Here is a 463-nt window from a genome sequence, read left to right on the forward strand (position 1 = left end):
CCCTTCCAAGATAAACGTTCTGCTAAATAGTGCTTATCAAAATCAATACGCAACTGGCAACGCTGGTACTGGTGTGTGTTGGGAACACGGATATCTAGCACATAGTTCCAAACTTTTACTGCAAAAAGCCCTTCACTAAATTGGGGATTGCCTAGTAAAGCTCGAATTTGATCTTTATTTAGTCCTGTATCTAAACGAGCAACATCTTGGTATTCATAACGTTTTACTTGTTTCAAATAACTCTTTTCAATCGCTGGAAAATGAATTTTCTGTTGCTGAGCCTGTTCATTTGCATAAGTTGTGACTGCGAAACCAGCAAAAGCTGCTACGACTAAGCTTTGGATTGTTTTGTTCATCTCTATAATCTCTTTAATCTGTCGAGCAAGGAGAGCATTGCCCTCCTAACCAGTTTCTTAATTAATCACACCACTAATACCAACACGGACGCTTGGCTCACCTTGAG

General features: G+C 39.7%; 1 protein-coding gene. It reads right to left on the minus strand.

Translation table 11 applies throughout. The features are described from left to right. Window positions 1-356, minus strand: a 356-nt coding sequence (locus F7Q96_RS26525) for an outer membrane protein assembly factor BamE (RefSeq protein ID WP_151023652.1), incomplete at its 3' end; no start/stop codon positions are given. Window positions 357-463 lie beyond the last annotated feature (107 nt).

The organism is Cupriavidus gilardii (assembly GCF_008801915.1).
GTDB lineage: Bacteria > Pseudomonadota > Gammaproteobacteria > Burkholderiales > Burkholderiaceae > Cupriavidus > Cupriavidus gilardii.